This window comes from Sphingobium yanoikuyae, assembly GCF_013001025.1.
GTDB classification, from domain to species: Bacteria; Pseudomonadota; Alphaproteobacteria; order Sphingomonadales; family Sphingomonadaceae; genus Sphingobium; species Sphingobium yanoikuyae_A.
This window is the reverse complement of the sequence record NZ_CP053021.1, coordinates 3128945-3153771: the sequence shown is the minus strand read 5'-3', so window position 1 is coordinate 3153771 and position 24827 is coordinate 3128945. Positions and strand designations below refer to the sequence as shown.

Annotated in this window: 22 protein-coding genes; 11 read left to right on the top strand and 11 right to left on the bottom strand. The window is 66.6% G+C overall.

The window, feature by feature from the left end:
- Nucleotides 1-67 precede the first annotated feature (67 nt).
- The 3 genes from HH800_RS15325 to HH800_RS15315 are packed head-to-tail and all read left to right on the top strand — an operon-like array spanning nt 68 to nt 1800.
- Nucleotides 68-979 carry a tetratricopeptide repeat protein gene (locus tag HH800_RS15325; protein ID WP_159365537.1) on the top strand — a complete coding sequence of 304 codons (912 nt, stop codon included), beginning with the start codon at nt 68-70 and terminating at the stop codon, nt 977-979.
- A gap of 15 nt (nt 980-994) precedes the next feature.
- The gene (locus HH800_RS15320; RefSeq protein ID WP_037510200.1) at nt 995-1606 is read left to right on the top strand and encodes an LON peptidase substrate-binding domain-containing protein; all 612 of its coding nucleotides are present in this window, start codon (nt 995-997) and stop codon (nt 1604-1606) included.
- Nucleotides 1607-1614: 8 nt separating this feature from the next.
- A complete protein-coding gene (locus HH800_RS15315; RefSeq protein ID WP_235681897.1) occupies nt 1615-1800 on the top strand; it encodes a Trm112 family protein in 186 nt (61 codons plus the stop codon).
- 21 nt (nt 1801-1821) lie between these two features.
- Here the strand turns inward: HH800_RS15315 and HH800_RS15310 are convergent, their stop codons facing one another.
- Genes HH800_RS15310 through HH800_RS15295 form a run of 4 tightly spaced genes read right to left on the bottom strand, consistent with a single transcriptional unit; the run spans nt 1822 to nt 7419 of the window.
- Nucleotides 1822-3345, bottom strand: coding sequence for a Ppx/GppA family phosphatase (locus HH800_RS15310; RefSeq protein WP_169863344.1), 1524 nt, complete (start codon nt 3343-3345; stop codon nt 1822-1824).
- Nucleotides 3346-3352: 7 nt separating this feature from the next.
- Nucleotides 3353-5491 carry an RNA degradosome polyphosphate kinase gene (locus tag HH800_RS15305; protein ID WP_099233932.1) on the bottom strand — a complete coding sequence of 713 codons (2139 nt, stop codon included), beginning with the start codon at nt 5489-5491 and terminating at the stop codon, nt 3353-3355.
- A 3-nt stretch (nt 5492-5494) separates the two neighbouring features.
- A complete protein-coding gene (locus tag HH800_RS15300; protein ID WP_169861574.1) occupies nt 5495-6127 on the bottom strand; it encodes an HdaA/DnaA family protein in 633 nt (210 codons plus the stop codon).
- The gene (locus tag HH800_RS15295; RefSeq protein ID WP_169861573.1) at nt 6124-7419 is read right to left on the bottom strand and encodes a heavy-metal-associated domain-containing protein; all 1296 of its coding nucleotides are present in this window, start codon (nt 7417-7419) and stop codon (nt 6124-6126) included. Before HH800_RS15295 ends, HH800_RS15300 begins: the two co-directional genes overlap by 4 nt.
- 219 nt (nt 7420-7638) lie before the next feature.
- Between HH800_RS15295 and purM the strand changes: the two genes are divergently transcribed.
- From purM to HH800_RS15280, 3 genes are all read left to right on the top strand, one after another.
- Nucleotides 7639-8733 (top strand): phosphoribosylformylglycinamidine cyclo-ligase, encoded by a 1095-nt coding sequence (purM, locus tag HH800_RS15290; RefSeq protein WP_037510193.1) that lies wholly within the window; start codon nt 7639-7641, stop codon nt 8731-8733.
- A 116-nt stretch (nt 8734-8849) separates the two neighbouring features.
- Nucleotides 8850-9800 (top strand): phosphoribosylglycinamide formyltransferase, encoded by a 951-nt coding sequence (gene purN, locus HH800_RS15285; RefSeq protein ID WP_169861572.1) that lies wholly within the window; start codon nt 8850-8852, stop codon nt 9798-9800.
- A 228-nt stretch (nt 9801-10028) separates the two neighbouring features.
- Nucleotides 10029-10793, top strand: coding sequence for a MipA/OmpV family protein (locus HH800_RS15280; RefSeq protein ID WP_235681896.1), 765 nt, complete (start codon nt 10029-10031; stop codon nt 10791-10793).
- 21 nt (nt 10794-10814) lie between these two features.
- Here the strand turns inward: HH800_RS15280 and HH800_RS15275 are convergent, their stop codons facing one another.
- Both HH800_RS15275 and HH800_RS15270 read right to left on the bottom strand, forming a co-directional pair.
- The gene (locus HH800_RS15275; protein ID WP_235681895.1) at nt 10815-11138 is read right to left on the bottom strand and encodes an RNA-binding S4 domain-containing protein; all 324 of its coding nucleotides are present in this window, start codon (nt 11136-11138) and stop codon (nt 10815-10817) included.
- On the bottom strand, nt 11131-14076 hold the full coding sequence (locus tag HH800_RS15270) for a helicase-related protein (RefSeq protein WP_169861571.1): 2946 nt from the start codon (nt 14074-14076) through the stop codon (nt 11131-11133). Before HH800_RS15270 ends, HH800_RS15275 begins: the two co-directional genes overlap by 8 nt.
- Nucleotides 14077-14361: 285 nt before the next feature.
- On the opposite strand from HH800_RS15270, the gene HH800_RS15265 reads away from it, so the two are divergent.
- The 3 genes from HH800_RS15265 (at nt 14362) to HH800_RS15255 (ending at nt 17146) form a co-directional block, all read left to right on the top strand.
- The gene (locus HH800_RS15265; RefSeq protein WP_235682130.1) at nt 14362-15846 is read left to right on the top strand and encodes a M23 family metallopeptidase; all 1485 of its coding nucleotides are present in this window, start codon (nt 14362-14364) and stop codon (nt 15844-15846) included.
- Nucleotides 15847-15886: 40 nt separating this feature from the next.
- A complete protein-coding gene (locus HH800_RS15260) occupies nt 15887-16678 on the top strand; it encodes a nucleotidyltransferase family protein (RefSeq protein ID WP_169861569.1) in 792 nt (263 codons plus the stop codon).
- A gap of 105 nt (nt 16679-16783) precedes the next feature.
- On the top strand, nt 16784-17146 hold the full coding sequence (locus tag HH800_RS15255; protein ID WP_037518092.1) for a hypothetical protein: 363 nt from the start codon (nt 16784-16786) through the stop codon (nt 17144-17146).
- Between the two features lie 95 nt (nt 17147-17241).
- Here the strand turns inward: HH800_RS15255 and HH800_RS15250 are convergent, their stop codons facing one another.
- On the bottom strand, nt 17242-18588 hold the full coding sequence (locus tag HH800_RS15250) for a lipopolysaccharide biosynthesis protein (protein WP_169861568.1): 1347 nt from the start codon (nt 18586-18588) through the stop codon (nt 17242-17244).
- A gap of 126 nt (nt 18589-18714) precedes the next feature.
- Here HH800_RS15250 and HH800_RS15245 point away from each other — a divergent pair, with 126 nt between their 5' ends.
- The gene (locus HH800_RS15245) at nt 18715-19485 is read left to right on the top strand and encodes a sugar phosphate nucleotidyltransferase (RefSeq protein ID WP_037518095.1); all 771 of its coding nucleotides are present in this window, start codon (nt 18715-18717) and stop codon (nt 19483-19485) included.
- A gap of 243 nt (nt 19486-19728) precedes the next feature.
- Here the strand turns inward: HH800_RS15245 and HH800_RS15240 are convergent, their stop codons facing one another.
- Complete coding sequence (locus tag HH800_RS15240; RefSeq protein ID WP_235681894.1) at nt 19729-20907, bottom strand: BamA/TamA family outer membrane protein; 1179 nt, start codon at nt 20905-20907, stop codon at nt 19729-19731.
- A 168-nt stretch (nt 20908-21075) separates the two neighbouring features.
- On the opposite strand from HH800_RS15240, the gene HH800_RS15235 reads away from it, so the two are divergent.
- Nucleotides 21076-22101 (top strand): outer membrane beta-barrel protein, encoded by a 1026-nt coding sequence (locus HH800_RS15235; RefSeq protein WP_169861567.1) that lies wholly within the window; start codon nt 21076-21078, stop codon nt 22099-22101.
- A 24-nt stretch (nt 22102-22125) separates the two neighbouring features.
- Here the strand turns inward: HH800_RS15235 and HH800_RS15230 are convergent, their stop codons facing one another.
- Genes HH800_RS15230 through HH800_RS15220 form a run of 3 tightly spaced genes read right to left on the bottom strand, consistent with a single transcriptional unit; the run spans nt 22126 to nt 24733 of the window.
- A complete protein-coding gene (locus HH800_RS15230) occupies nt 22126-22557 on the bottom strand; it encodes an HIT family protein (protein WP_169861566.1) in 432 nt (143 codons plus the stop codon).
- Complete coding sequence (locus HH800_RS15225; protein WP_169861565.1) at nt 22554-23657, bottom strand: CDP-alcohol phosphatidyltransferase family protein; 1104 nt, start codon at nt 23655-23657, stop codon at nt 22554-22556. The genes HH800_RS15230 and HH800_RS15225 overlap by 4 nt, the downstream gene beginning before the upstream one ends.
- Entirely contained in the window at nt 23654-24733 is a 1080-nt protein-coding gene (locus tag HH800_RS15220; protein WP_037518107.1) for a glycosyl transferase, read from the bottom strand. The genes HH800_RS15225 and HH800_RS15220 overlap by 4 nt, the downstream gene beginning before the upstream one ends.
- Nucleotides 24734-24827 lie beyond the last annotated feature (94 nt).

The following is a 24827-nucleotide window of genomic DNA, read 5'->3' as shown; positions in this document are numbered from 1 at the left end:
AGGGGTGACGCCCCACATAAGGCGCTGTATGACGGCGGCGACTAACCGCATTGCAGGAGAATGAAGCGTGGCGACCCTGGGACTGAGCGAGGCCGACAAGGCGGCCGTGGAGGCGTTTCGCCAGGATGTGGTGGAGCCTTCGCGCACGAGCCTGGTGATCGTCGACTTCTGGGCCGAATGGTGCGGCCCGTGCAAGCAGCTGGCGCCGGTGATCGAGAAGGTGTGCGCCGACTATGCCAGCAAGGGCGTCAAGCTGGTGAAGGTGAATGTCGATGAAAATGGCTTCATCGCCAGCCAGTTCCGCGTCCAATCGATCCCGACCGTCTATGCCGTGTTCCAGGGCCAGCCGGTCGCGGACCTGAGCCAGGCGCGGACCGAGGGGCAGTTGAAGCAATATCTCGACCAGCTGCTCAGCCAGTTGCCGATCGAATCGGACGAGAAGGCGCAGGCGCAGGAGATCGCGCCGCTGATCGCGATGGGCGAGGAGATGCTGGCCGGTGGCGAGGCGGAGCGTGCCCTGTCGGTGTTCCAGCAGATTGCCGACATCGCGCCGGACAATGCCGAAGTGCTGAGCGGCCTGCTGCGCGCGCTGGTGGCGCTGGGGCAGCTGGACGAGGCTGATGCGCTGCTCGCCGAACTGCCCGCCGAGATGCAGAAGGACCAGGCGATCGAGCGCGCCAAGGCAGCGCTGGCGCTGGCCCGCAATGCCAAGCCCGTGGCCGACCTGTCGGGGGTCGAGGCGCGGCTGGCGGCCGATGGTGACGATCATGAAGCGCGCTTCGAACTGGCGACCGGGCTGATGGGCAATGGCGACCGGGATGGCGCGGCCGAGCAGCTGCTGGAGATCGTGCGCCGCGACCGGGCCTGGAATGACGGCGCCGCGCGTACGCAGCTGCTGACGCTGTTCGAGGCGGTCGGGCTGGAAGATCCGTGGGTGTCGGCGCAGCGCCGCAAGCTGTCGCAGATTCTGTTTTCCTAAAGGATCGGTGAGCCGGTGAACCGCGCGCGCATCTCGATCTTTCCCTTGTCCGGCGCGCTGCTGCTGCCGGGCATGGAGCTGCCGCTGCATATCTTCGAGCCACGCTATCGCGCGCTGGTGCAGGATGCGTCGGCGCGCGACCGGCGCATCGGCATGATCCAGCCGCGCAGCGAGGGGCAGAAGCCGCCGCTGTTCGACGTCGGCTGCCTGGGGCGGATCAGCCATATCGAGGCGCTGGACGATGGCCGGTTCAACATCATCCTGACCGGGCTGGCCCGGTTCCGGCTGGTGCGCGAGCTGGAAGTGTCGACCCTGTTCCGCCAGATCGAGGCGGAGGTCGAGCAGGCGCCGGAGGATGAGGTGCTGCATCTGGTCGAGCGCGCGGCGCTGGAGCAGGAATCGCGCCGCTTTGCCGATGCGCTGGGCTATGCGGTCGACTGGACGGCGGTGTCGCGGCTGGACGACATGGCGCTGGTCAACGGCATCGCCCAGATCGCGCCGTTCGACCCGGCGGCCAAGCAGACGCTGCTGGAGGCCGACACGCTGAGCGAGCGGGCCGACCGGATCATCCAGTTGATGCAGATTGTCGGCCGCGCCGAGCGCGACGGCGGCGCGACGATGCAATGAGCGAGATTATGAGCGAAGAGATAGCCTCGATCGACCCCTGGCTGCTGGCCAAGCTGGTCTGCCCGGTGACGCGCACGCCGCTGCGCTGGGACGGCGCGCGCCAGGCGCTGGTGTCGGACGCGGCGGGCCTGGCCTATCCTGTGCGCGATGGCGTGCCGGTGCTGGTGGTGCGGGAAGCGATCGCGCTTTCCTGACCAGGCGCGGCCGGTGTCGGCCTAGCCCTGTCCGCCGAGCAGCTGATATTTGAGGCCCATGGCCTGGGCGAGGTTGCGCAGCCGGCGTTCGACCGCTTCGCCGTAGAGATCGGCATCCTCGTCGCGCAGGTGGAGGTCGATGCGGTCGCCATGCCGTTCCAGATGGGAAATGGCGAGCGGGCCTTCGACGCCGCCCGACAGGCGCTGGGCCAGGCGGATGGCGAGGCCCCAGAGTGCGGCGCGGCGCAGCGCGTCGGGGCCGGCCATGCGGTCGAGGTTGGGCAGGGTGCCGACATCGCCGCCGAAATGGGTGTGCAGCGCCTGGCCCAGCATCGCCCGCTCGGCAGCGGTGATGCCGACCCAATTGCTGTGCAGGGCGATTTCGACGCCGCGTTCGGCGCGGAAATCGGGATTGGCGCGCCAGCTGACATCGGCCAGCAGGCAGGCGGCGCGGCGGATGCGGCGGGCATCCTTGTCATCGTCGGGGAAAAGCGGCGCGATCCAGCGGTCGATGCGGTCACCATGACCGCGGAAGCGGGCCTGCGCCTCGCCCTCCGCCTCGGCAGCGACCAGCAACGGATCATGGGCGCGGATATCGTCGGGCAGATTTTCGTAGAGCAGCCCTTCGCGCAGGCCATAGGCCGACACGATCATCCGGCTGGACTTGAGCTGGCGCACGACCACCGACAGCAGCGCGGCGGCATCCGGCAGGGTCGGCACGCGCGATCCGGTCATCGCCGGGATCTGCTTCAGCCGGCCCTTGTCGACATGGGAGATGATGCGGGTGAGCTGTTCGGCACGGGCCGCGCTCATCTCATATTGATGCACCACCGGTAGCGGGAAATGGGTGAGCTGCATGTCGAAGCGGGCGAGCGAGCGCCAGGAGCCGCCGACGAGATAGAAGGGCAGGTCCGGTTCCGCCTGCCAGCCGGCCTTTTCCAGCATCTTGGCGACGCAGCGATCAAGCGCACGCGGCCCCTTGGCCCGGATCTGTGGCAGGCGCAGCACGCCCAGCGGCAGCGAGATGGTCTGTTCGACCGCGCCCTTGCGCACGCGGGCCAGTTCCAGGCTGCCACCACCCAGGTCGCCGACAATGCCGTCGGCATCGGGAATGCCCGACAAGACGCCCATGGCGGCGCCGATCGCCTCCTGCGCGCCCGACAGCAGTTCGACTGTCAGGCCCATCGCCTTGGCACGGGTGATGAACTCGGCGCCATTGGTGGCGTCGCGCACGGCGGCCGTCGCCACGCAGCGTATGTCGGTGACGCGCATGTCCCGGCACAGATGGGCGAAGCGGCCGATGGCGCGCAGGCCGCGTTCCATCGCCTCCGGTTCGATCGCACCGGTCTTGGCCAGCGAAGCGCCGAGGCCCGCCATCACCTTTTCATTGAACAGGATGAAGGGGATGCGGCGCGGCCCGTCATAGACGACCAGGCGGACGCTGTTGGAGCCGATGTCGATGATCGCCGAGCGTGCGGTAGCGGGTTCGGGCGAGGTTGCCATGGTCTCCGCCATGGCGCGCACGCGGCTGAGCATCGAGTTCATCGCGCGATCAGGCCCGGCCACGCAGGCGCAGGGTCGGCACCGCGCCATGCTCCTGCGCTGCGCCGCGCCCGGACAGCGACGGGTTGGTCATGAAATAGCGGTGCAGGTTGAACGGCCGGTCGCCCGGCTCCAGCCGGGTATAATGGCCGTCGCGGTCCAGCACCCAGCTCTGTTCGGTGTCGATCAGATTGGCGACCATCACCTGGTCGAGAATCTGGTCATGGACGGTGGGATTTTCGACCGGTGCCAGAAATTCGACGCGGCGGTCGAAGTTGCGCGGCATCCAGTCGGCCGAGCTGATATAGACCTTCGCGCCGTTATTCGGCAGCGCCTTGCCATTGCCGAAGACGGTGATGCGGCTATGTTCCAGGAAACGGCCGACGACCGACTTCACCCGGATATTTTCCGACATGCCCGGAACGCCCGGACGCAAGCAACAGATGCCGCGCACGATCAGGTCGATCTGCACCCCGGCATTGCTGGCGGCATAGAGTTTCTCGATGATCGCCGGGTCGACCAGGCTGTTCATCTTGGCCCAGATGGTGCCGGGCCGGCCGGCGCGGACATGGTCGATCTCCGCATCGATGCAGGCACACAGCGTGTCGCGCAGGTCGCGGGGCGACATGACCAGCTTTTCCAGCCGCTGCGGCTCGACATAGCCGGTGATGTAGTTGAACAGCGCGGCAGCATCGCGGCTATAGGCGGGGTCAGCCGTGAAGAAGCTGAGATCGGTATAGATGCGCGCGGTGATGGGGTGATAGTTGCCGGTGCCGAAATGGCAGTAGCTGCGGAACTGGTCGCCCTCGCGCCGCACCACCATCGAGACCTTGGCATGGGTCTTCCAGTCGATGAAGCCATAGACGACTTGGACGCCCGCGCGTTCCAGCGCGTCGGCCCACATCAGATTCTGTTCCTCGTCGAAACGCGCCTTCAGCTCGACCACGGCGGTCACCGATTTGCCGGCCTCGGCCGCGTCGATCAGGGCGCGGATGATCGCCGACTGCTTGCCCGCGCGGTAGAGGGTCTGCTTGATCGCGACCACGTCCGGGTCGGACGCGGCCTGCTTCAGGAAGGAGATGACGACGTCGAACGCCTCATAGGGATGATGGACGACGATGTCCTTGGCGCGGATCGCGGCGAAACAGTCGCCGCCATATTCGCGGATGCGCTCTGGAAAGCGCGGCGCATAGGGTTCGAACTTGAGGTCGGGGCGGTCGGCATCGACGATGCCGGACAGGTCACCGATGCCGATGAAGCCCTCGACTTCGACCACGATCGCCTCATGGCCCTGGAGCATGTCCTGGAGCATTTCCTCGACCGGTTCGGGGATGCGTTCCTCTATCTCCATGCGTATCACGCGGCCGCGGCGGCGGCGCTTGATGGCGCTGCGGAAATAGCGGACCAGATCCTCCGCCTCTTCCTCGATCTCGATGTCGCTGTCGCGGATGATGCGGAACACGCCGCTGTTGCGGACGCGATAGCCGGGGAAGAGATCGGCCGAGAAGCGGCGGATCACTGCCTCCAGCGCCATGTATCGCATCGGTTCGCCCGGAATGCGCACGAAGCGGGCGAGCGAGGAGGGGATCATCACCAGTTCGCGGATCGGCTGCTTGTCCGACAGGCGCTCCAGATCGAAGACGATCGACAGGCCCTGATTGGGGATGAAGGGAAAGGGATGTGCCGGGTCCAGCGCCTGGGGGGTCAGGATCGGGAAGATCTGGGTCAGGAAATGTTCGCGCAGCCATTGGGCGCAGCCGGCATCCATTTCCGCGGACGGACCGATCACCTCGATCCCGACCTGCACCAGTTCGCCATGCAGCGCGCCCCAGACCTTCTGCTGGGCGCGCATCAGGCTGGCCGTAGTTTCGGTGATCGCGCCGAGCTGCTGCGCCGGCGTCAGGCCGTCGGCCGACCGCAGGTCGACATCCTGCAATTGCTGGCCCTTGAGTCCGGCAACGCGGACGGAGAAGAATTCGTCGAGATTGGCGCCCGAAATCGACAGGAAGCGGAGCCGTTCGAGCAGTGGGTGGGCCCGGTTCATCGCCTCTTCCAGCACCCGCTGGTTGAAGGCCAGCCAGGAAAGCTCGCGGTTGAAATAGCGCTCGCCCGCGGGCGAAAGGCTGGCGATGGGATCGGCTTCGGCCACGGATTACTCGCGCTGGTCGTTGGTGGGATCGGGCGGGACTATAGGCAAGATTCCTGCAGATTGCAGGGCCTCTTTCGCCAGTGCGACCGAAATCTTACGTCCAGATGACAGCGATGCCTCATCCAGCAGCGCCGTCACCGCCGCAATCGCGCCATAGCTGCGCTCGATCCGCCGGAGCAGCCAGGGGGCAAGGTCCGGCGCGAAGCTGGCGCCCGACGCGCCCAGCCGCCGCTCGATCAGCGCCAGCGCCAGCGCCTCGTCTGGTTCCTCGATCGCGACATGGGGCGATCCGGCCAGCCGCGATCGCAGGTCGGGCAGCGCCACCGTCCAGCGCAGCGGGGACGTGCGGCCGATCATCAGCAGCGGGCGATGCTCGGTCTGCGCCTCGTTCCAGGCATGGAACAGCATATGCTCGTCCTGCCCCTCGGCATCGTCGATCACGCTGCCGCCGCTCATCGCGACGAACTGGCGGCCCAGCGCCGAACGGCCCGACAGCGGCGGGCCGGTCAGCACGGTCACGGACACGGGCCAGTTGCGCCAGCGTTCTAGATGGGCAACGGCCAGTTGATTGGCCTCGCTCACCAGAAACTCCTCGCCCTGGCCCTGCCATTCGAAGGGCAGGCTGATCTGGCTCATGGCTGTCCTGCGGGCGCCTGCCGGCGCGAGATGCGCATGGTGTTGCCCGATACCGCCACGCTGTAGCCGCGCGCCTGCAATCCGGTGCGCAGCGCGTCGGCCGTGCCTTCGAAGCTGACCTGCATCACCGACGTGCCCCCCAGCGCCAGGCTGCTGGTCGCGGCCGAGCGGACGCCCGGAATGCTACGCAAGGCCGATTCGCCAGCGGTGACCGATCCGACGTCGGGCGTGTCGAACTGGATCGCGAAGCTGGCGACGCTGGCGCCGGCCGTCGGCAGCGGCATGTCGACCGCCTCGATCGGCGCCTCGGTCGCATTCTCGATCGCCAGCGCGCTCGGATCGACCGGTTCCTCGATGATCAGTGACGGATCGGGCCGCAGGCGTCCGTCATTGAGCGCGCGGATATAGAGTTCGTCGATCCGGCGCGCGCCCTCATCCAGCATCTGCGGGATGCCGCTGTCGTTCGAGGCGCGCAGCGCGAAATTGCCGATCAGGCTGTTGTCGGGACCGTAGCGGGCGGTGAAATTTGCCGTCACCGGGCCGCCGGGCCATTGCCGGTCGAGCCGCACCATCGGGATCACCACATCGGCCGCGCCATATTGGTCGAGCAGCACGCGCCACCACAGGCGGCCGCGCCGCCCGGTCTGGCCGGCGTTGAGCAATACCGGGTCGGCGACCGAGCCCGCGACCCGGACATAGTCGATCGCGCTGTCGCCGGTGCGATAACGCGCCCAGGCCTTCTGCCATTCATTGACCCGTTCATAGGACACGGCCGATCCGCCGTCCCACATGACCGGGATCACCAGCAGCGGCGGCGAGCGCATCACATTGCCGGAAACGCCCAGCAACTGGCCGGTACGCGCGCGGTCGAACAAGATGCCGAGCGTCGCGACATAGCGACCGGGGCCGGCCTGTTCATATTCGACCTCGATGCCCGATATCATGGCTTCGAGCTGCGAATCGGACAGGCTGGGCACGCCCGTTCCGCCATGGGTGCGGGTCCACAGCATCTTCCACGCCTGGCGCTGGGCCAGCCGCCAGCCGGCATAGCGGGCCGCGTCGGCGCTGCCGGCCTGGACGTCGACCTTCACGCCGCGCACCTCATAATCGCCGCCGCTGGCGATCGGCGGGACGCCGCGTTCGCCTTCCATCTGGGCGAACAGCGCAGCGCCGACCAGGCCGATTCCCACCGCGCCGGCGATCTGCGCCGGCCGGGACAGGGCATGGAGAGCAAGCGCTGGCGGAAACGACAGGCGCCGCAGGGTCTTGGGAAGAGTCTTGGCAAGGATCACGGGCGTCCTTTTGGCGAGATTTGCCCCGCATGCCAAGCGCGAACCTGCACGACCTTCCCCGTTCGGGCTGAGCGAAGTCGAAGCCTTCACCTGAGCTAAGCGAAGGCGCCTCGCTCCGTTCGGCGATGCCCTTCGACTTCGCTCAGGGCGAACGGGATATAGAGGCAATGGCCGCGCAAAACTCGACATCGGACCGTTTCGAACGTAGAGCGCAGCCTCATGAGCGACAACGAATCCTACAGCTACGCCAAGGCTGGCGTCGACATCGCCGCGGGCAACGCCCTTGTCCGTGCCATCGCCCCCCTGGCCAAGGCCACCCGTCGCCCCGGCGCGGACGCCGAACTGGGCGGTTTCGGTGGCTTTTTCGACCTGAAGGCGGCGGGCTATGACGACCCGTTGCTGGTCGCGGCCAATGATGGCGTCGGCACCAAGCTGAAGCTGGCGATCGACCATGACCGCCATGACGGCGTGGGCATCGACCTCGTTGCCATGTGCGCCAATGACCTGATCGTGCAGGGCGCCGAGCCGCTCTTCTTCCTAGACTATTATGCCACTGGCAAGCTGGAGTCGGGCGTCGCCGAGCGCGTCATCGCCGGCATCGCCGAGGGTTGCCGCCAGGCCGGCTGCGCGCTGATCGGTGGTGAGACCGCCGAAATGCCCGGCATGTACAGCGATGGCGACTATGATCTGGCCGGCTTCTGCGTCGGCGCGGTGGAACGCTCCAAGGCGCTGACCGGCAACAAGGTGAAGGCCGGCGACGTGCTGATCGGCCTCGCCTCCTCGGGCGTCCACTCCAACGGTTTCTCGCTGGTCCGCCGCCTTGCCGCCGACAAGGGCTGGAAGCTCGATCGCCCGGCCCTCTTCGACAATGAAGTTCTGCTGATCGACGCGCTGATGGCGCCCACGAAGATCTACGTGAAGAGCCTGCTGCCGCTGGTCCGCGCCGGCATGATCAATGCGCTGGCCCACATCACCGGCGGCGGCCTGCTGGAAAATATCCCGCGCGTCCTGCCCGAAGGCACCCATGCCACGGTCGACGCCGACGCCTGGGAACAGCCGCGCCTGATGGCCTTCCTCCAGGCGCAGGGCAATATCGAGCCGGAAGAAATGGCGCGCACCTTCAACTGCGGCATCGGCATGATCCTGGCGGTGGACGAGGCGCATGTTGTGGGCGTCACCCAGGCGCTGGAGGATGCGGGCGAAACCGTGTTCCGCGTCGGCACCGTCAGCGAAGGCGACAAGGGCTGCACCGTCAAGGGCAGCGCCGAAACCTGGAGCGCCAAGGCCGACTGGTCGGCCACGCATCTGGGCTGACAAGCACCACCAATCCCCCTCCCGCCTGCGGGAGGGGTTAGGGGAGGGTTTTCCAGGGGATCGCCTTTAAGACAGGCCCTCCCCCGACCCCTCCCGCCAGCGGGAGGGGAGACCCTATGACCAAAGCAAAGATCGGCGTCCTGATTTCCGGTCGCGGCTCGAACATGGCGGCTTTGCTCTACGCGGCGAAGGCGCAGGACTGTCCGTTCGAGATCGTGCTGGTCGCCGCCAATGATCCGGACGCGCCCGGCCTGGCGCTCGCCGCGGCCGAAGGCATCGCCACCTTCGGCCAGAGCCACAAGGGCATGAAGCGCGCGGAGTTCGACGCGGTGATCGACGCGCAGCTGCGTGCCGCGGGCGTCCAATATGTCGCGCTGGCCGGCTATATGCGGCTTCTGTCGCCCGAATTCGTGTCCGGCTGGGAAGACCGGATGCTCAACATCCATCCCAGCCTGCTGCCCAAGTACAAGGGCCTCGACACCCATCAGCGCGCGATCGACGCGGGCGACAGCCATGCCGGCTGTTCGGTCCATATCGTCACCGCCGAACTGGACGATGGCCCGGTGCTGGGCCAGACCCCGGTGGCGATCCTGCCCGGCGACACGGCCGACAGCCTGGCCGGGCGCATCCTGATCGCCGAACATCAGCTCTATTCGCGTACGCTCGCCGATTTCGTCACCCGTGAGCGCCAGCCCGACTGGCTGCTGAACAAGGTGCGCGAGGCCGCGCTGGCGCTGCCGCAGGCGGACGAGATCGTGTCGCATGGCATGCCCTGCTTCGGCATCGTCAAGGGCAAGAAATTCGCCTATTTCACGCGCGACCATCATGGCGACGGCATCATCGCCGTGCTGGTGAAGACCACCGCGCCGGAAGAGCAGGCGACCCTGATCGAAGCCGACCCGGCCCGCTATTATCCCCCCGCCTATTTCGGCAATGACTGGGTCGGCATCCGCCTGGACCTGGGCGATACCGACTGGGATCATATCGCCGATCGTCTCCACGCCAGCTGGCGCCAGATCGCGCCGCGCAAGCTGCTGGGCCTGATGGACATCGCCGACCAGTTCTGACCATCTGGTCGATCGGCCGAACAAATATGCAGGATGAGTTGTGACCTTCCTGCGTCGGGCCGATGCCGGACATTGTCCGGAAACATTGTGCTGTATTTACAGTATATTGACGGGAAATTACTGTGCCGGGCCATGGATGCCCGTGCGCCGGCATGGGGGCTGGTTGATCTTCGGACGGCCGTTTCGACAGGGATTTGCATAATGAAATCGACGATAGCCCGATGGAGCATGACGCTCCTCGCCATGGGCGCAGCCGCGCAGGTGGCAGTCAAGGCGCAGGATCTCAGCAGTTCGCGCCAGTCGGTGGGGCAGCCGAGCAAGGACCGGATCGTCATCGGCCTGGGTGCGGCGGTGACGCCAGTCTATCAGGGCGCCGACGATTATCGCGTGCTGCCGCTGCCCGCGATCGACATTGTCGAGGGGCGCTTCTTCGCCAATTTCCGCAATGGCGTGGGGCTCAATCTGGTCGATGACCGGGCGCTGACCATCGGCGCGGGTGTCACGCCGATGCCCGGCTATCGGCGGCGCGACGTGCCCACGGGCGTCGATCGGTTGTCCTGGGGCGTGGGTGGCCGCGTGTTCGCCAATCTGACCGGCGGCGGCGTGGTGGCGACGCTGGGTGCGACGCAGGGCATTACCGGCAGCACCGGCGGCTTCATTGCTGACGCCAGCCTCTCCTATCCTGTCATCCTCAATCCGAAGGTCATCATCACCCCCTCGATCGCCACCAGCTTTGCCGACGGCAAGCATATGGATGGCTATTTCGGGGTGAATGCGCGCGAGGCCGCAGCGTCCGGACTGGACCAATATCGCGGCAAGGCAGGGTTCAAGGATGTCTCGGCGCTGCTCAACATCGTCTATCGGCTCGACAGCCGCTGGAGCGTGACCGGATCGGTCGGGGCGACCAGCCTGCTCGGCCGGGTCAAGGACAGTCCGCTGGTCGAGCATGCGACGCGGCCGAACGGCTTTCTGGCGCTCGCCTACCGGTTCTGAACTAGGCGATCGGCGGCAAGTTTAGCTGCCGACCGTCAATTCCTCATAGCAGGCCTGCGCCTCGGGCGCGGGGCCGCGCCGGGTGGGCAACTGGATCACGCGGACGACGCGGACGCCGGCGGCGTGGGGAAAGGTGATGAGGTCGCCGGCGCGCACCGGCGCATGGGACCGGTCGATGCGCCGGCCGTTGAGGCGAATATGGCCGTCCTCGGCCAGCTTCTGCGCGGTCGATCGGCTTTTCGACAGGCGCGCGAACCACAGATATTTGTCGATGCGCAGGGACGGGCCGAGGCCCGTCCCTGGCCCCGTCCCCGGCATTGTCATGGCCCCCTTGGGGTCAGCCATTGCGCCCCAGCAGTTCGGCCAGGCCGGCGAAGGCATGGTTGCTGGTCGCCGCCTTGTGGCTGGCGGGAGTAGCGCGCGGCGCGCGATTATCGTCGCGATCGCCACCCTTGCGCGGGCCGCGATCGCCGCCCTTGCCACGGTTATCGCCACGACCTTCGCCGCGATTGTCGCTCTTGCCGGCAAACTTGCCCTCGGGGCGCTGCTGCTGATCGCGGCGGGGACCGCGCGGGCCACGATCGCCCTGCGGGCGGCCCTTCTGCCGACCCTTGAACACCCAGTTGGCGCCGGTGGCGGCCACGGGCGCTTCGGCCGGGGGTTCGGTTGCCGCTTCGGCAGGCGTCTCCGCGTCCGCTTCGACGGGGGCCTCGGCAACGGCTTCCACTGCGGCTTCAGGCGCAGCGTCCGTTACTTCCACCACTTCCGTGCCTTCCACGGCGGGCGCGGCTTCGGCCGGTGCCTCGGCGACGGGCGCCGGGGTCGGCACCGGATCGATCGGGCGGAAGCCGGCGGCGCGCATCAGCTGCAGGAAGGCTTCTTCGCTCAGGCCCAGCGACACGATCTGCGGGCTGAGCGCGCTGAACGGCTCGTTCTTCGCGATCGTTTCATGCGCGGTGCGGGCCATGCGCTCGGCCATGTCGATGCGCAGCATTTGCGGGCCAAAGCTGCGGAAGCCCGCAATGCGGGCGCCCATTTCCTGCGGCTTGTCGCCGGTCGGGATCAGGGTCAGGCCCGGCTGGGGCAGCGGCAGGCAGGGCTTGCCGATGCGCGCCGCCTGCAGCGCCGCACGCCAGCGCGCCGCGCCCGGCTTCAACAGGCCGGGGTGATAGAGGTCGAGCACGCCGATATCGATGCCGGCGCGGCGCAGCAGATGGCGCTGATCCTTGTCGAGATGGCCGAGCGCCGAATCAAGGTCGAGTCGCGGCGCGACGCCACCGGCATCGGCCAGCTGGGCGAAGACCGCGCGGACGACGGCGGGCACGGCCGGATCGGCAGCGCTTTCGCTCATCTTGACCAGTGGCAGCAGATGCTTCTGCTTCTGCGCCTCGAACCAGGTCGCCAGACGGGTGGTGACCTGCTTCTGCACATCCGGGCCCAGCGCGGCGAGCGCGCGATCGAGCCGGATTTCGGGCGCGAGCAGGCCTGCGCCCGCCATCAGCGTTGCGACCGGGGTTCCCTGCCAGGCGATGCCCGGCGTCTGTCCCGCATCGTCCATGAGCGCGAAATCCGTATCCGCAGCGCTCATCAATTCGTCAGCCTTCACTCGTAATACCTTTCCAAGGCGCCTTTCCGCCGCCGCCAGCAACAGCTTTCTGTCCTGGAGTCGCGTAGCGGGATCGACTGAGAAACGAAATCCGTCAAGTCGCCCGATCGTCTCGCCATCGACGCAGACCGTCCCATCCGGGTGGACCGTGACCGGCAGATTGCTCGCATTCTGTCCAATATCCCTTAGCAGAACTGAGGTGCGTCGGTCCACGAAACGCTGCGTCAGGGCCGCATGCAGCGCATCGGACAGTTTTTCTTCCAGCATGCGCGTGCGTTCCGCCATCTCCACCGGATTGGCCAGCCAGTCGGGACGATGGGCGATATAGGACCAGGTGCGCGCGGCGGCGATCCGGCCCGACAAGGTGTCGATATCGCCCTGGACCGAATCGAGGCGGGCGATCTGCTGGGCAAACCAGTCACGTGGAATATGGCCGCCAAAGCCCGAACCATTGCCGGCGATGAAGCGCCAGATGCGCGCCACGGTGCGGGCATGATGTTCCGCGCCCAGCTTCTGGAAATCGGGCAGGCCACAGGCGGCCCAGAGCCGTTCGACATCGCGCTTGGAGCGGACACGGGTCTGAACTTCCGGGTCTTCGGCCATGCGGCGCAGCACGGCCAGGTCGACCGCCTGCGGCGCGGCGCGCAGTTCCGGGCGGTCGGGCCGCGCCTCCAGATCGATGATGAGATGATCGATGCTGTCAGTGCGCGGGGCGCCGTCGCGCCAGAAAAGCTGGTCGACGGAGGGGAAGCGATGCGCCTCGATCGCCTCTATCTCTTCCGGCGTGAAGGCGGCATCGCCATCCTCTGACCCCAGACTGCCGAAGGTGCCGTCCTTGTGATGGCGCCCGGCGCGGCCGGCGATCTGCGCCATTTCGGCGACCGTCAGTCGGCGCGATCGGCGGCCATCGAACTTGCGCAGCGAGGCGAAGGCGACATGGGCGACGTCGAGGTTGAGGCCCATGCCGATCGCGTCGGTGGCGACCAGATAATCGACATCGCCATTGAGGAACATCTGCACCTGGGCGTTGCGGGTGCGGGGCGACAGGGCGCCCATGACGACGGCCGCGCCACCCCGGAAGCGACGCAGCATTTCCGCCACGGCATAGACTTCTTCGGCCGAGAAGGCGACGATGGCGGAACGGCGGGGCAGGCGCGACAGCTTCTTGGCGCCGGCATAGGAGAGGGTGGAAAAGCGCGGCCGGCCGATGATCTCGACTTCGGGGACGAGGCTTTTCACCGTCTTCGCGATGCTGGCGGAGCCCAGGATCATCGTTTCTTCGCGGCCGCGAGCGCGAAGGATGCGGTCGGTGAAGATATGGCCGCGCTCGGGATCGGCGCCCAGTTGCGCCTCGTCCAGCGCGACAAAGGCGAAATCGCTGAGGCCGCCGGTCATGGCGGCGGCTTCCCTGCCGCCACTGATGGGCATGGATTCGGCGGTGCAGAGGAAATAGCGCGCGCCCGGCGGCACGATCTTTTCCTCACCGGTGATGAGGGCGACCTGCTGCGCGCCCTTGATCGCGACGACGCGGTCATAGACTTCGCGCGCCAGCAGGCGCAGCGGAAAGCCCATCATGCCGCTCGAATGGCCGCACATGCGCTCGACGGCGAGATGGGTCTTGCCGGTATTGGTGGGGCCCAGCACAGCGGTGACGGGCGAACGGGCGAACTGGGCCATGATGGGGCCTATGTCGTGCAGGATGGCGGGCAGGGCAAGGACTTTGCGCGATCGGCCCGATGTTCCCTTGGTTAACGGGACTCTGCCCGGCCATGGGCACGTTTCGTCGCAGCGGCGCGGGTCATGACGGCGTCTTAAATTGACTTTAACCCTGCGCGTTCACAAGGGTGCGGTCCGACGCATGGCGCGGGGACCATTGCGTTGGCGATGCGATAAAAAGCACCCCGGGGGTTGCGGCTTTTGTTCCAGGATAATCAGTCGGGTTTTCAGCAGGGTGGCGCGTCCATGTCGCTATGGCTGGCGGACAGCCTGCAGCGACCGGCGGCGCCGCGCGACTGGCGCACGCGCCTTCGCGACTGGGCGGAGGACGTCAACCTCGTCCCGGACCTGGGGCAGAATGTTGGCAGCCTCACCTGGTTTCGCGGCCTTGCCACCTGTTTTGGCCTGTGCGCCACCGCCCTCTATCTCTCGCCCGGTTTCCAGCCGGTGCCCGGCGCGCCCGAACCGCTACTGGCGCCCGCCCAATATGACGAGGTGCGCAGCCAGATGATCACGCCGCTGGCGCTGGGCGCGGACAGTGGCCGGCGGATGGGCGCGACCGATGCGGTGCAGCCCCTCAAGGAAACGCCCGAACGGCCGCAGATCGAACTCAATGCCCAGATCGGCAGCAGCGACACGCTGGCCCGCGCCTTGTCGCGTGCCGGGGTCAGCAGCGGCGATGTCGCGACCGTGACCAGCATGGTTGGCGGCGATATCGGCGCAGGCGTGAAGCCGGGCACCCGGCTCGACATCATCCTGGGCCGCCGTGCCAGCCGCACGTCGCCCCGGCCGCTCGACAAGCTCAATTTCCGCGCGCGGCTCGACCTGGCGGTCGAACTCAACCGGGTCGGCGGCGTGCTGCAGGTGACGCGCGTGCCCATTCGCGTCGACAATACCCCGCTGCGCATCCAGGGCGTGGTCGGCGACAGCATCTATCGTTCGGCCCGCGCCGCTGGTGCGCCGCCCAAGGCGGTGCAGGCCTTCCTGCGGGTGATCGCCAAGCAGGTCGATCTGGGATCGATCGGCGCAGGCGACCGCTATGACATCATCACCGAATATCATCGCGCCGAAACCGGCGATGTCGAGGTGGGCGAGCTGCTCTATGCCGGTTTCCGCCGGGCGCGGGGCAAGGCGGTCGACATGCTGAAATGGACCAGCGAGGGCCGCACCGAATGGTTCGAGGCATCGGGCGTGGGCGAAAAGCGCGGCGTGCTGGGCGCGCCGGTCGACGGCGCCCGCATGACGTCGGGCTTCGGCATGCGCCGCCATCCGATCCTGGGCTATACCCGCATGCATGCCGGCATCGATTTCGGCGCGCGCTATGGATCGCCCATCTATGCCGTGACCGACGGCGTGATCGCCTTTGCCGGCCGTCATGGCGGACATGGCAATTATGTCCGCATTTCCCATGGCGGGGGCCTGGCCACCGGCTATGCCCATATGAGCCGGATCGCGGCGGTGCCGGGCCAGCGGGTGCGGCGCGGCCAGGTGATCGGCTATGTCGGCTCCAGCGGCCTGTCGACTGGTCCGCACCTCCATTATGAGCTGTATCGTAATGGCCAGGTGGTCAATCCGCTGTCGGTGAAGTTCACCACGACGGCGCAGCTGACCGGCAGCAATCTGGCCGCCTTCCGCGCGCGCCTGGCCCAGCTCAAGGGGCTGAAGGTCGGCACGCATGAGGTGGCGGCGGCCAAGCCAGCCGCAGCCGCGCCGGCTGCTGCGGGGAAATAAGCGGCTTTGCGGCGGTGGCTCGCTCGGCTAACGAGCGGGCATGACATCCTCCCATCCCGCCACCATCACCGCGATCCTGCTGGCAGGCGCGCGGCCGATCGCCGATCCGCTCGCCACCGCTGCTGGCGTGCCGGTCAAGCCGCTGGTGCCGGTCGCGGGGGAACCGATGATCAACCGCCCGGCGCGCGCCTTGCTCGCCCATCCGGCGATCGGCCAGCTGGTGGTGCTGACGCAGAATCCCGAATATTTTGTCGATGATCCGGCCACCGCCTGGCTGGCAAACGATCCGCGCGTGCGGTTCGAGCGCGGCGGCAAGGGCATCGCCTCCTCGCTGCTGGAACTGATGGAGAAGGCGGACCTGCCTTTCCCGCTGCTGATGACGACGGCGGACCATGTGCTGCTCGACGCGGCGATGCTGGACCAGTTCGTGGCGGAGGCTACGGGCGCCGACATCGCCGTCGCCATGGTCGAGAAGACGACCCTGCTGGCTCACTATCCGCAGTCGCGCCGCACCTGGCTCAAGTTCCGCGACGGCTGGTGGTCGGGCGCGAACATCTTCTGGTTCGGCAGCGCCAGGGCACGGCCGGTGATCGCGCTGTGGCAGGATGTCGAGCAGGACCGGAAGAAGGGGTGGAAGATCCTGTCCGCCTTCGGTCCGCTGGCACTGGTCGGCGCGCTGCTGCGCATCCTAACCCTGCGCGGCGGCATTGCGCGGGTGGGGCGGCGGTTCGGCCTGACCGCGCGGCTGGTGGCGATGGACCAGGCGGAGGCCTGCATCGATGCCGACAAGCCCGACGACATCGTGCTGATCGAATCCATCCTCGCGCGCTAAGGGGCGGGGCGTTTCCCTATCGGGTTATTCCCGATGCCGCGCGCTGTGGCTGCATGCTAGAAACAATCGGACCCGGCTGATGGGCCCGATGAAGGGAGCACCCGCATGCGCAAGATTCTGCCCCTGGCGACTTTGTTGCCCGCCACCCTCGTCCTGATGGCACAGACAGCGCCCGAAGCGGCTCCCCCGCCGCCGGCGCCGACGCCGGTCACTCCGGTCAGCGGCGATTCCCGCGACGTATCGGTCGCGGCCTGCCTGAACGAAGCCAAGGCCCAGGGCGCGAAGAAGGGCGTGATCGACGTCACCCTGCGCGAGGTCGAGGATACCGACAAGAAAAGCGACAGCCGCGGCGCTGTGCGCGCGCTGGTCAATGTCGTGATCGACAAGGATGGCAAGCAGAAGACGGTCAAGAAGACGTTCAAGTGCAGCACCCAGAATGGGGTGGTAACGGCCTTCAAATATTATTGAATTTCCCTAGCCCGGTCTCATCAGGCTGAACCGGGCGCGGCACCAGTGCGTCGTTCCTCTCCCCCCTCGATCCAGGGATGGCGCGCTGGTGTCGCTCAGTTCGCGTCGGGCTTCGGCGGCAGCGTATCGCGCAGCGCCAGCGCATGGCGGGTGGCAAGTCCCATCATCAGGAAGCCGGCGATCGAGGCGACGATATTGGCGATCGCCGCGCCGATCGTGCCATTCATCGGCAGCAGCACCGCCTGCATCCCCAACAGCAGCAGGGTGGAGGCAAAGGTGATGCGCAGCGACAGGCCGGCACGGTCGGTCGCCATCAGCAGCGGGCGATAGCTGACGCCGACCAGGTCGATACAGGCCGACACGCCCAGCAGCATCAGCAGCGGATAGGCGGGCAGGAATTCCTTGCCCGCGATCAGGCCCAGCAGCGGATGGCCGATGGTCAGGATCAGCGCGATGATGATGGCGCCGGCGATCAGCGCCAGCCGGTTGGTGCGGCGGAACAGGGACCGCAGCGCATCCACGCCATGGCTGGACTGGGTGCGCGACAGTTCGACGAAGATGCTGCGCGAGAGCAGGCTGGAAATCTTGGTCAGCGACTGGGCGAGCTGGTTGGCGAGGCGATAGAGGCCCGCGCCCACCGGCCCGACGAACAGGCCGACGACCAGCACCGCGACCTGCTGTCCCATGGCGGACAGGCTGGTCTGCAGGTTGGTGGCGGTCAGGAAGCCGACGATGCCGGGATTTTCCTGGCGCGCATCAAGTGCCCGTCCGGCGGTCCAGCTGCCGAGCCGACCCTTGCCTTCGCGCAGGGCAAGATACCAATAGGCCGCCGCGCACAGCAGTTCGGCGCTGCCCCAGGCGATCAGGAAGCCGGTGATGCCGGGCATGAGCGCCAGGGCCAGGCCCGCGCCGATCATCCGTCCGACCGGGATCATGGTTTCGGCGACGGCGGCCGAATCGAACCGGTCGAACAGGCGCAATATGCCGGTGGGGGAGGATCGGATGGTGATCATCATCACCATGCAGAACAGCCAGGCCTGAAGCCCCATGCCGGGCCCCAGTTGCAGCTGGTTGCCGAAGGCGAGGATGATGATCGCGGCGATCAGGCCGCCGGCCACGGCCGAGGCGAGATCGATCAGGATGCAGAAGCGCAGCACCCGGTTGAGCGCATTGCCGTTGCCGTCCGCCAGATGCGGCTGGCCATAGCGCACGACGATCTGCCAGCTGTCAAAGGACACCAGCGTCTTGATCACGTTTGCGGCGCTCAGCACCAGCGCGAAGCGGCCGAAATCGGCGACGCCCAGCGTGCGGGTGACGATGGCGAGATAGGCAAGGCTCAGCACCGCGCCCACGCCCTTGCCGCCCAGCAGCCAGCCGGTATTGGCCAGGATACGGGCAAAGCCATCCTGTGCGCTGCTACCCTTTGCGCGCTTCAACTTCACCGGAACAGGAGCCTTTCGCGTGACACGCCGTTTGTTGCTGGCGGGCGTCTATCTAGGGAAGGGCGGCGCATTGCGCAAATGCGTCCTTCTCTTCCCTGCGCTGCGAAATCGCTCTAAAGCGCGGGCATGACCATCAAGAAAGCCATCATCCTCTCCGCCGGCCAGGGTTCGCGCCTGCTGCCGCTGACCCGTGACGTGCCCAAGTGCATGATCGACTTCAACGGCCGCACCCTGATCAGCTGGCAGATCGCCGCGCTGGTCGCCAATGGCGTAACCGACATCGTCGTCGTCACCGGCTTCCGCACCGAGCGGGTCGAGGATCATGCGCTGCAGCTCTATCGCGAGACCGGCGCGCGCATCCGCACGCTGTTCAACCCCTTCTTCCAGGTCGCCGACAATCTGGGCAGTTGCTGGATCGCGCGCGAGGAGATGGACCAGGACTTCATCATCCTGAACGGCGACACCATCGTATCGGACGAGATCGTGGCGAAGCTGGTCACGGGCGCGAAGGACGCGATCACCGTCACCGTCGATGTGAAGCCCGACGGCGACTATGACGATGACGACATGAAGGTGAACCGGGACGAAAGCGGCCGCCTGCACCATATCGGCAAGCGGCTGCTGCCGCCCGACACCAATGCCGAATCGATCGGCATGCTGGCGTTCGTGGGCGAAGGGCCGGCGATCTTCCGTAACCAGGTCGACCAGATGATGCGCACGCCCGAAGGCGTCGCCCGCTGGTATCTGCGCGCGATCGACATCATCGCCAAGGGTAACCGGGTCGGCACCGTGTCGATCGAGGGGCTGGAGTGGCAGGAAGTCGACTTCCCGCAGGATGTCGATGCCGCCAATGCGCTCACCGAGAAATGGGTGGAAGAAGGGCGCTACGGCGCGTGAGCGCCGGGTTGCGTAGCCAATTCGGCGGTTGCCAAATGGCCGGAATGGGTGGGAGCAAGACATTCCTCCCCGTCACGGGGAGGGGGACCGCTCGCGTAGCGAGTGGTGGAGGGGCACAGGCCGGATAGCGCAGCGCTAAGAGGCACCTACCCCTCCGTCAGCGCTTCGCGCTACCACCTCCCCGTGCCGGGGAGGAATGTCCGCTTCTGGTCGTTTGCCGACCGTCTGATCTGTCTATCCGACCTAGAAGGCTTCGCCGATTCCGAAATAGAAGGCGGCGCCGTCCTTGCCCCAGGCAATGTCGGCCCGCAGATTCACATTGGCCTCCTTCGAGGCGAGATAGCGCAGGCCGAAACCGCCGGCCGGCAGCATCTTGGTATGTTTCCAGATATCCTTGCCGCTGCGCGCAATGCCGCCGATGCCGCCGAAGGCGACCATGCCGATCTTGCCGAACAGATGCTGGCGCACCTCGCCCTGCAGCGCCCAACTGGCCCGGTCGCGATAGCGGCCGGTTTCATAGCCGCGCAGGTCGCCATTCTGGCCATAGAGGCACAGGTCATAATAGGGCGCGCCGTCCGACGCCTCGCACAGCGTCTTGCGCACCACCAGCACGGTCTCGCGCCCCAGCGGGAAATAGCCATTGCCCGCAATCTGCAGCTTGTGATGGGTGAAGTCGCTGCCCAGCCAGTCGGCGCCATAGGTCAGTGAACCGGTGGTGTAGACGCCCTTGCGCGGATCGACCGGATTGTTGCGGCTGTCGAACGTGAAGGAGGGGCCGAGCATCGCAATCTGGCTGTGCCGCTCGATCGCGGGCGGTGTCAGGTTCGGATGATTGGGCAGCGGCAGCGAAACGCGGGCGTTCATGTCGAGATAATAGAGGCGCGCGCCGAAGGAAAGGTGGCGCAGGAAGCCCTTGCTGAAGATCTGATATTGGGTGTCGACCATGGCGGCGAAGGCCTTGTCGCGCAGCTTGATCGACAGGTTGGACGCGCCGGCATTGGCGCCGATGCCATAGAAGCGCAGATTGGCGATGCCATAGCCGGCCCAGCCCTGGAAGCGCAGACGGTCGTCGGCCAGCGTCATATTGTGCGACGCGCCCAGGCCCCAGCTATCGGTGCTAGTGTAGCCGCCGCCAAAGCCGCTGACCCAGGGGCGGGACGATCCGTTGGGATTATAATAGAGCACGGCCGCACCGGCGAGGCCGGTGCCCATCGCCGGATTGGACAGCGGGATCGGCGCGATTACCAGATCCGGCTTGGTGCTGGGCGGGGGCAGGGCGGCATCGGGCGCGGGTTCCGGTTCGCCGGCCTGGACGCTTTGCGCCTGATCCATGATCTCGCGCGATGGGCTGTTCTGGGCAGCGGCGGGAAGGGCCATGCCCAGGCACATCATCAGGCTTGGGCCGGCCAGCGCGTGTCGCACGCCATGTCTCCCTGTCATATCGGACCAGCCTAGAGGAAGGCGGGGGCGGCACCATCGGGGGAAATGTGCAGGCAAAAGGGGGAAATTACCCAGAAGCCAGGCAAGCGCCTTTCCCGCATATTGTCTGCCCGGCCCGAAGGAGCAGGGCGCGGGGCCGGGGGACAGGGAATGATGGCGATGCGAGGAGTGACGCTGCTATCGGTCATGACGCTGGGTGTGGCGGGCCATGCCCGCGCAGAAGAAGTGCCGCCCGTCCCGATAATTACCCAGGTTGCGACCAGCGCCGATCCCGTCAGCGGGACGGCCGACACGCCGATGCCCGTTGCGCCCGCAGAAGGGGCGGTGGAACCCCCGCCCGAGCGCAGGACATATCCGCTGCTGCCGATCGGCGGACGCGCGGCGATCGAGCGCGGCTATCATATCCAGCGCGCGCTGGGCGCCAGCGGCATGCTGATCCACAATGTCCAGCATATGAACAGCCGGAACCTGGCAGTTGCCATTGCCAAGGGCGAGGATCCGCCCGAAGGCGCGTCGCTGCTACAGGTGCCCTTCGTCACCACGACGGAGATGGAAAGCCGGACCAGCAACAGCGAGTTCAAGGCGGATGTCTGGCTGTTTCCCTTCCTCAACCTGTTTGCCGGCATCGGCAAGGTGAAGGGGCATGTCGATGTCGGCGTCGACATCGATCTCGATGCCTTCGTGCCTTTCCCTTTCTGTCGCCCGGCCAAGCCCTGCGGTCATAGCCAGCTGCCCTTCAAGGCGGATGTCGACAACACCTCCTTCACCTTCGGCAGCATCCTGGGTTATGGCAGCAACAGCTGGTTTGCCGCCCTGTCCCTCGCCAAGACGATCAGCGTGGCGAAGAAGGACCGGTCCGACATGCAGATGACCAACATCGCGGCACGGGCGGGGCCGCGCTTCTCGCTGGGCGGCGACACGATCCTGACACCCTATGTCGGCGCTAATTATTTCGACATGGATGTCACCGTGTCGGGGCTGGTGCGCAGCGGCCCGTTGTTCGAGGACGGCGATGGTGTCGGCCTGCGCTACAAGGTCGACCTGTCGAGCCGCCGCCCCTGGGCCGGCATCGCCGGCGCCAATCTGGAACTGTCCAGCCATTGGGCGATGCAGGCCGAATATAATCTGGGGCAGGAATCCAACCGCTTCGTGCTGAGCCTGACCTTCCGGCCCTGATCCGGCTGGCCCCGATCCGTCCGATCAGAGGGCGAAATGCCCCTTCAGCCAATCGCGCAGCGCCGTGTCAGCTTCGCTGTCAATCTTGACCGCGCTGCCAAGGTCGGGCTGGCCCGGCCAGCCGGCGTCGGCAATGGTCAGGCCGGCGGCGCTGCGTTCGCCCTCATAGCGGGGGATGACATGGAAATGGACATGCGGGTCGACCATCATCAGCATCAGATAGTTGATCTTGGCATAGTTCACCGCGCGGGTCAGCGCGGCCTCGATCGCAGCGGTGACGGCCTTGAGTTCTGCATGGGCGTCACCGGGCAGATCGCCGAACGCGGTCGCGTCGCTCTTGGCCGCCAGCACCAGCGATCCCAGCGTCGGCTGGGCCGGGCGCAGCAGCACGACCCAATGGTCGAATTCGGCGACCAGCGTCGCCGGCCAGCCGAATTTCGCGATGGTGGCGTTCATGCGGTGGCTTCCGCTTCGTCCATCCAGCTGACGATCGGCCGGCCGGAGCGGTGGACGATATAGGCCTGCGCCAGACGCACCGCATGGACGACCAGCGAGAGGATGGTCCACCAGGCAAGCGCGATCAGGCCGATGTCGGGCCGGCCGAACAGCAGCGCCACGAACAGGATCACCATGTTCGGGTTGCGGCGGGCGGTGATCAGGCGGAACTGGCTGTCGAACGGACGCCAGACATGGATGTCCATCTTGAAGTCCTTGAGGAACATCCCTTCGATCAGGCGCTGGAGGATATAGCCCGCGATCACGGCGGTCATGATGAAGGTGAAGGTGCCGGCCGACAGGCCCAGCCCCCAATAGGTGAGGCCCACGCCCCAGAAATACCACCAGAAGGGCGGGTGGACCAGGTCGACGCCATGGTCGATCACATTGCCCCATTTGGACGAGGTGATGGTGCAGCGGGCGAGCTTGCCGTCCACCGTGTCGAGCACCATGAAGATGAAGCCGCACAGGAAGCCGGTCCAGAACAGCCCCTTGGCGAACAGGAAGGTGGCGACGAGGCAGAGCGTCACGCCGATCACCGACACCATGTTCGGCGTCATCTTCAGCTGCGCGGCGATGCGCGTCAGGATCAGCGCCAGTTCGGGCCAGAGATATTTGGTCAGCAGGTCGGTCACGCCCTTATAGGCGCCGAAATAGCTTTGCCGCTCGATCGCCTTGCGGGTCTGGGGCACCAGTTCGCGCACCATCGGCTGTTCCAGCTTGCGCAGCTGGCGATTGTAGAGCTTGCGTCCGTCCGACAGGTCGATGAGGCCGCTGGCCTGCATCGGGTCGCTGCCCGCGGGCACCTGGCCGACGATTGGCTGGCCGGCCCAGGCGAACATCGTGCCGGGCGTTTCCAGCACCAGCCGCAGCAGCAGCGGGTCGAAGGCATAGGCGAGGTTGAAGACCAGTTCATGGCCCGGCGCCAGCGTGCTGCCATTCTTGGCCGCGCTTTCCGCCATGCGGCGATTGCGTTCGGCGTTGGACATGCCCCAGATCGGGGTCGCGTTCTCGCCGAGCAGGCGAACCGGGCCGAGGGTGGTGCTGATCGTCTGCATCATGCCTGTGCCTTCTGCGCAAAATCGAGGATGAGGGCGGCCTGCCGCTGCGAGGCGGGGACCGGAGAAAGATCGATACTATCCTGCATTGCCGCTTCCTGAGCAGCAACCAGGCCCGGTTGCAAGTCTGCTGCCCGATCGAGCGCGCCCTGAAGCGCATCCGCGCGGTCGATCACCTGGCCCAGACGCCAATGGGCGAAGGCCTGATCCTCGCGCCAGTCATGATGGTCGAGGTTGAGGAAGATGCAGGGGCGGGGGGTGAGCAGAAACTCGTAAACCTGGCTCGACACGTCGCCCAGATAGGCGTCGGCGCTGGTCGTGTAGCTCATGTCGATCGAGTGGCGGCTGCCCATGTCGACACGGATATGCGGCCTGTCGCTGTGGATCGGCGGGACGCGGCGGGCGAGCTTCACATGCGGCGCGATGATGATGTTCCAGCCCTGCAGCGCTTCGAGTGCGGCCATGACCTGCGGCCCGTGCCTGACCCAGGAAGACAGCTCCGGGTCGAAATGCGGATTGTAGAGCAGCACAGGCTTGTCATCGTCGAACAAGGGGCGGCGCGGCGCGCGCAGTTCGAACTTGGCATAGCCGCCGACCAGACAATTGGCGTCGGTGCAAAGGCCATATTCGATCATCCGCCGCCGGTCCTTCTCGCCCGCGACGATGGTCAGGTCGAAATCGGCGTGGCGCTGCTTGTAGCCGCCAGCCCGGTCGCCCGCGCCATGCTTGATCAGGATCAGGCGGGTGGCAAAGCCGGGCACCCGTTTCAGCCAGGCGCTGGTAATCTCCGTCGTCACCAGGGTCGGGAAGCGGGCGATGGCACGATAGTTGAGCAGCAGCGTCGCCAGCCGCGAGGGCAGGCGGAACAGGGAATCGGGCTTGGTCGAAGGGCGGCGCAGCTTGATGAGGTCGAGCCGTCCTTCGGGATCATAGCTGGCGACCAGATCGAGAATAAGGCGCGAGGGCGAGAGTATATGGACGCGCACATCCGCGCGCTTGCCCAGTTCAAGGGCGGCCGGCAGCCAGTGAAACACCTGCTGCGCTTCGGCGATGGCAAGAAAGGCGATGTCGATCGGCAATGAAGGCGGTCCCCACAGATATTCGCCGCCGCAGGGGCATGACCTGCGTTTGCTTTACTTCGCCCCGCGTCGCAATGCGAGGGGGGAGCGAAAC

Coding starts and splice junctions, on each gene's coding strand:
- HH800_RS15260 (WP_169861569.1), top strand. CDS start 15,887: ATGACATCCTCCCATCCCGCCACCATCACCGCGATCCTGCTGGCAGGC.
- HH800_RS15235 (WP_169861567.1), top strand. CDS start 21,076: ATGATGGCGATGCGAGGAGTGACGCTGCTATCGGTCATGACGCTGGGT.
- HH800_RS15230 (WP_169861566.1), bottom strand. CDS start 22,557: ATGAACGCCACCATCGCGAAATTCGGCTGGCCGGCGACGCTGGTCGCC.
- HH800_RS15270 (WP_169861571.1), bottom strand. CDS start 14,076: ATGGCCCAGTTCGCCCGTTCGCCCGTCACCGCTGTGCTGGGCCCCACC.
- HH800_RS15300 (WP_169861574.1), bottom strand. CDS start 6,127: ATGAGCCAGATCAGCCTGCCCTTCGAATGGCAGGGCCAGGGCGAGGAG.
- purN (WP_169861572.1), top strand. CDS start 8,850: ATGACCAAAGCAAAGATCGGCGTCCTGATTTCCGGTCGCGGCTCGAAC.
- HH800_RS15310 (WP_169863344.1), bottom strand. CDS start 3,345: ATGAACTCGATGCTCAGCCGCGTGCGCGCCATGGCGGAGACCATGGCA.
- HH800_RS15245 (WP_037518095.1), top strand. CDS start 18,715: ATGACCATCAAGAAAGCCATCATCCTCTCCGCCGGCCAGGGTTCGCGC.
- HH800_RS15275 (WP_235681895.1), bottom strand. CDS start 11,138: ATGGCTGACCCCAAGGGGGCCATGACAATGCCGGGGACGGGGCCAGGG.
- HH800_RS15280 (WP_235681896.1), top strand. CDS start 10,029: ATGACGCTCCTCGCCATGGGCGCAGCCGCGCAGGTGGCAGTCAAGGCG.
- HH800_RS15265 (WP_235682130.1), top strand. CDS start 14,362: ATGTCGCTATGGCTGGCGGACAGCCTGCAGCGACCGGCGGCGCCGCGC.
- HH800_RS15225 (WP_169861565.1), bottom strand. CDS start 23,657: ATGATGCAGACGATCAGCACCACCCTCGGCCCGGTTCGCCTGCTCGGC.
- HH800_RS15255 (WP_037518092.1), top strand. CDS start 16,784: ATGCGCAAGATTCTGCCCCTGGCGACTTTGTTGCCCGCCACCCTCGTC.
- purM (WP_037510193.1), top strand. CDS start 7,639: ATGAGCGACAACGAATCCTACAGCTACGCCAAGGCTGGCGTCGACATC.
- HH800_RS15315 (WP_235681897.1), top strand. CDS start 1,615: ATGAGCGAAGAGATAGCCTCGATCGACCCCTGGCTGCTGGCCAAGCTG.